Source organism: Accumulibacter sp., assembly GCF_016789985.1.
In the GTDB taxonomy this organism is placed as follows: domain Bacteria; phylum Pseudomonadota; class Gammaproteobacteria; order Burkholderiales; family Rhodocyclaceae; genus Accumulibacter.
The window spans coordinates 1-5,016 of record NZ_JAEUOL010000033.1 but is presented as its reverse complement, the minus strand read 5'-3'; the positions used below and the strand labels follow the sequence as shown (position 1 = coordinate 5,016).

4 protein-coding genes are annotated in these 5,016 nt (G+C 64.5%); 3 read left to right on the top strand and 1 reads right to left on the bottom strand.

The window, feature by feature from the left end; all coding sequences use genetic code 11:
- Positions 1 to 361 precede the first annotated feature (361 nt).
- The 3 genes from JNK99_RS01935 to JNK99_RS01925 all read left to right on the top strand — a co-directional run bounded on the left by JNK99_RS01935 (position 362) and on the right by JNK99_RS01925 (position 4,882).
- A complete protein-coding gene (locus JNK99_RS01935; RefSeq protein WP_291847835.1) occupies positions 362 to 1,342 on the top strand; it encodes a hypothetical protein in 981 nt (326 codons plus the stop codon).
- The gene (locus JNK99_RS01930; protein WP_291847832.1) at positions 1,339 to 3,114 is read left to right on the top strand and encodes a hypothetical protein; all 1,776 of its coding nucleotides are present in this window, start codon (positions 1,339 to 1,341) and stop codon (positions 3,112 to 3,114) included. The genes JNK99_RS01935 and JNK99_RS01930 overlap by 4 nt, the downstream gene beginning before the upstream one ends.
- 85 nt (positions 3,115 to 3,199) lie before the next feature.
- Positions 3,200 to 4,882 (top strand): hypothetical protein, encoded by a 1,683-nt coding sequence (locus JNK99_RS01925; RefSeq protein WP_291847829.1) that lies wholly within the window; start codon positions 3,200 to 3,202, stop codon positions 4,880 to 4,882.
- Here the strand turns inward: JNK99_RS01925 and JNK99_RS01920 are convergent.
- A partial coding sequence (locus JNK99_RS01920; RefSeq protein ID WP_291847826.1) for a transposase occupies positions 4,824 to 5,016 on the bottom strand: 193 nt, incomplete at its 5' end. The genes JNK99_RS01925 and JNK99_RS01920 overlap by 59 nt on opposite strands.

Here is a 5,016-nt window from a genome sequence, read left to right as displayed (position 1 = left end):
TGCCTGCGCCTTGTCTCCGCCCTTCTGGCAGAATGCGACGAGGAATGGATGACCGGGAAAATCTACCTCAACCTGAATGACTGATGGCTATATCCCGATGGAATCCCTTGGGGGCTTTTACAGAAAAGAAGTTGCGCTGCCTCAACTCCGTGTATCAACTTTCAATCGGTGGCCTGTGTCAATTTACATCCGGTGGTGACATCAACCGGCGTTCGCTTGTTGGCGGGATTGACGACGGCAGGTTGCGCACGGACTTTCTAAACGAGTTGCTCGACCGTTTCTCGACGGTGGCCAGCAGACCGATCCGTGGGCGGGATGCGCGACCTGCACGGCCGAGCACCGTTGCACCGCCTGGCATTCCGTGCACACCCTGCGTCACCCGGACACGGGCGCGCTGCTGCGTGCGCGTCTCGCCGCCGCGCTGCAGGCGTGCCATCTGCGCGGCGAGGTTCACATCACGGCGCGGGAGCTGCGCGCGGCGCTGGTCTTCATCCTGTTCGGCGTGCATGACTGCCACGAACTCCACGCCACCCTCGATCTGACGCCGCCGCGCTATTGGGATCGCGCCTTTGCCGCCGACTCGCCGCAGCGCCAGGGCGAACTGCTCACCGAACTCGCCTGCTTCGATCCGGCACTGGACAGCAACCCGCTGCTCGACCGTCACCTGCTCAGGGAGATTCCCCATGCACCGGAAGAGAGCGCCGATGCGCTTGCCTCGGCGCGACGTCGCGCGTGGTTCGAATGGGATGCCGCCCGTTACGCCGCCGTGCATCTCCCCGCCGACGCGCTTCCCCTGTTCGGTGGCGAGCACCTCGACCGCTTCCGCCGGCTGCCGATGATGACCGAAGACGAACGCGCTGCTCTCTGCCGCCAACTGTGCCTGGGCATTGCCCGCTTGGAAGACCTGCCCGACGTGGCTTTCGCCGGCGACCGCGGCCTGCCGCTGCGCATCCAGCCGCGCACCCCGACCGAAAGCGCTTTCTGGGTAGTCAAGCCCTGGCAACGCTTCCGCCTGGAAGCGCGTTTGCCCCACAACACCGAAGGTCTCGAGACCCTGCATACACATCTGTTGTTGATTTACCAGTACGCGGCGGGGGGTGAGGAGCGCCTGCCGCTTAGTCTCGAACTTTTCCACCGCTTGCTGGCGTTGAGCGATGGCCAGCAGCTCGCCGGCATTAGTCAGGAGGGCGTTTTCGCGCACCTCGAAATCTTTGTCCAGCGGTTGGCGCAGGAGGACGCCCGCGAACTGCATGGCTGGCATCCCGGCGATGAAGACATGGCCTTCCGGGTGCGCGTCGAGGCGAGAGACGGACGCCAGATCCTGGTCAAGGAGGCGGCATGACCGTCAAGACGATTGTCGAGGACGTGCTGACCCCGGCGCGCGTCCGGGATCTGTGGACCGCGAACTACTTCCCGGCGCTGCCCTTCACCCCACAGCACTTCGAGATCGGCAGCCTGCTGCCGGCGATGCTCTACATGGCGCGTTGGGGACACCGGCGCGGGAAGGGGCGGTTCGTCGAAACCTTCGGCAGACCTGCTGCGCAAGGCAGTCCACCGCCACCCAGTCTGGCCGACGTGACGGAACGTCTGCTCGCCGACCTCAGCGGCCGCTTTGAAGGTTTCACCGGCGATCGAGACAAGGCGATACTCGCCGACCTGCTGCTGACGTACTGCCTCGAGAACAAGGATCACAAGCTGGATCATCACCAACCCGTGCAGCGGGCCTTCGCCAGCCATTACCTGGCGAGCTGGCTCGACTTGCCGACTGCCGTCATACACTTGCGCGGCGTACCGGAATTGCTGACCGCGCTGCTCGCCTGGCAGGACCGAGGCGATACGCTGGCGCCGGGCGGCAGAACCCGTTTCCCGGTAGCGGCCGGTTTTGCGGAGAACCCGTTGCTCAGGCAGTTTGCGCGCCACATGACGATTCAGGGCCCTGCTGCCAGTCAGGCCGCTGACCATTTTCTCGAACCGCAGGCGGACGACCTCGGTGTCGACGAACTGCTCGCGGTCAGGCTGGCGCTGAGCTGCGGACGGGCGCCGGACGCCGCGAAGGGCGGCGACGCGCGAGCCATCGCCAACCGCTGGCCGATCGCCAAAGCGGCCGCCAAGCATCTGCGCGGCGATCTGGCGACGTTCATCGAAGTTTATGGCGCGGCGATGCCGCGCCAGGCCTTGCAGCCGATGCTGGAGGCCGGTATCGGTTTGGGCATGACCAATCTGCTGCTGTCGACCACCGTGTGCCTTTCGGCCTGGGAGCGTAGCGGCGCGCTTCCCAGGGAGCAGAAACCGATGCCGCTGTTCGCCGACTGCTCACACGGGGTCGATGGCAAGCTGCGCAACGCTTCGGAAGCGGCGACAAGCGAAGCACTGGCACGTTACGAACGCTTGCCGACATTGATGATGCTGGCGCGGGTGCTCGATGACCGGGTCAGCCACCATCGGAAGCTGAGAAACGATCTCCCCTCCCGGCAACCGGACGCCACAGACCTGCTCGAGTTGCTGGGCCAGGTTTACCGTGAGCGACATCCACAATCCGACTCGATCCTGGGAACGCTAGACGAAGACTGCACGCGGCTGGCGGAAGCCTTGCAAGACGCGGGCGAAGCGCCTGAAGTGGTCCAGTCATTGGGCAATGAACGGATCAACGCGGCGCTGCGGCTAGCCGAGGCGCTGGTTGAATTGATCGGTTACAAGCTCCAGGGGGGCTACTACGTGTCCACCCTTGATTGCAGCTTGATGCCGAACCGCCCCAACGGACTCGCCTGCAAGCGCCGCGTCCAGCGCAGCGAGGGAGGAGTGCGGAGAACAGTCGACCTGCGCTCGATCGTGTTCTCGAATGCGCTCCTGGATTTCCTGGTCCACCGTCACTTGCGCAAGGACGCAACGGGAAGGGCACCGCGTGTGCTCACCTTGCGCCAGTTTCTCGACATCCTGCGCGAGCACTATGGATTGCACGTGGACCGCGAGCCGGAGGGACTTTCGGTACCGCAAGATCTGCTGCGCGCCAACAAGCAGTGGCTGGAGCGTCGGTTGCGCGACCTCGGGCTGCTGGTCGGCGTGAACGACGCGGAATCGTTGAAGCAGTTGCGTCCGCGTTTCACTGTAGCCTGATCGGCTTCAATCGTTTCCTGAATGACTACACCCGTGCTCGCCTCCCTGCTGCGCCTGGCCCGTACCACGATTGGAGAAACTGGAAATGCCGCTGACTGAGAACGCTGCGCCGATTCTCGCGCTTGCCTTGCAGGATCTCTTGGGAGCAGCGACTCCTGGCAGCATGGCCTTCGTCCGCTGCCTGCCGGGTGAAGTGGCGCGCGAACTCGCAGCCGATGCACGATTTTTGCTGCCCGGCTGGCAGATCGCCCTGGTCGGTAAGACCGTCGATACCGCGGAACGCGCGATTACCGCCGACATCGCCGTCGAGTGGCGCGAGAACAAGGCAGAAGCGGTGCTCCTGCTGGTCGATTCGATCCATGCCGGCGCCGGCATGGACGGAATCTACAGCGCCGCGCGCGAGATTGCCGAGGTCGAACTGTTCCGCAAGGCGAAGGAGCTCGCGCGCGAGAGGGTGGTGCGCGGCGGCAAGGGCTTCGCCAGCAGAGCCTTGTCGATCGCACAGCGGTTGGCGCGCCACAAGACCCTGTCGCCTTGGCGCGAATTCGCCTACCTGTGCCGCGCCAGCCGCAGCCAGCAGGATCTCGGCGCGGCCTTGCCGGAAATCGGGCTGTGGCCAGTGGCGGTAGACGAAAAAGCCGATGAAGACGACCTGGAAAAGTCGGCGCGCCTGGTCGAGCGCCTTCTCGCCAGCCGTGGCAATCGACAGTCGGCCGAAGTGCGAGCCGCCAGCGTACAGCTGCCGGAGGCGGATGCAGCGGTAACGCGCGAACTGGCCGACTTTCTGCGTGTGGCGGACGACTTGTCCCCGCTCGATGCGCTGGCGCGCCTCGAAGGGCAAGAGACGCTGTGGTTGAACCGGCTACGCCCTGGGCTGTTCGATAGCCAGACGCTGCGGTCGATTCGCTGGGTCGATTGGCGGCAGAAAAGCCGCAAGCCTTACGCGTGGTCCGGCCTCTGCGTCGATGCCGACGACTGTCTCACCTTCAGGCTGCCGCTTACCGACCATCCGCAGCAGCGGGTGCGGCTCGAGGTGCGCTGGCAGACCGAACCCGCCGCGCTCGCCAAAGGCGCGGTCGACTATGCTGTGGAGATCCGCTCCGGTGAAGACACGCTGGCGGAAAGAACGGTCAGTCATGTGGCCAGTGGTCCGCAGAAGTGCGTCTTTGTCCAGGATGATTTTGGTGATCTTGAAGAAAACGCCCGTTTCGACGCCGAAGTGGTGATTCGCGCGCTGACTGGCGGAGCTGCGCCGGAAGACGACGAGGAAGGCCATCCCTTCCGCGCCGCCAGCGAGCGTTTCTTCGTCTGTTTTGGCGAGATCGATCAGCCGCCTCGATCGAGCGCCGGCAGCGTCTACCCGACGCTGGCATTGGCGGTGATCCAGGTGGCGAAGGACGGCGAAACCTTCCAGCGTCTGGCGGACAACCCCGGTGACAAGCAGGCGTTCACTCTCGACAAGCAAGGCTACCTTGCCTGCCGCGCCGAGGGCAAGGCCGCGCGCGTGCTGTGCCCCGCGCTGCTGCGCGAACTCGCAGTCGACTGGGTGGCGCATCAGGGCGAGCCGGGACGCTGGCAGTTGAAGGTGCGACCCGATGGCGCGCCGGATGGCCAGCCGGTTTTCTTGCCTTTCGGTCCGGCCAACGACCCGGCGGGCACACGTTTTCTCAACCTGATTAGCAATGAAAGTCAGCCGCCCGAATCGAGTGCTAGGGCCACGGTACACAGGCTAGCGCGGCGACTAGGAGCCGCTCGTTCAAAGTCCTGAGATCGAATCGGCGGTTGAATCGGTAGGTGAAAGCCGCGAAGTACTGAGCGCCATACTTTCGAAAGGCAAGCGCGTGGTAGCACCCCGAAAAGCTGGTCTTGAGATTGCCCAGGACCGTGTTGACCCACTTGAAC

What these genes read in the sequence shown, in the direction of transcription:
- JNK99_RS01925 (WP_291847829.1), top strand. Translation starts at nt 3,200, where the DNA reads ATGCCGCTGACTGAGAACGCTGCGCCGATTCTCGCGCTTGCCTTGCAG.
- JNK99_RS01930 (WP_291847832.1), top strand. Translation starts at nt 1,339, where the DNA reads ATGACCGTCAAGACGATTGTCGAGGACGTGCTGACCCCGGCGCGCGTC.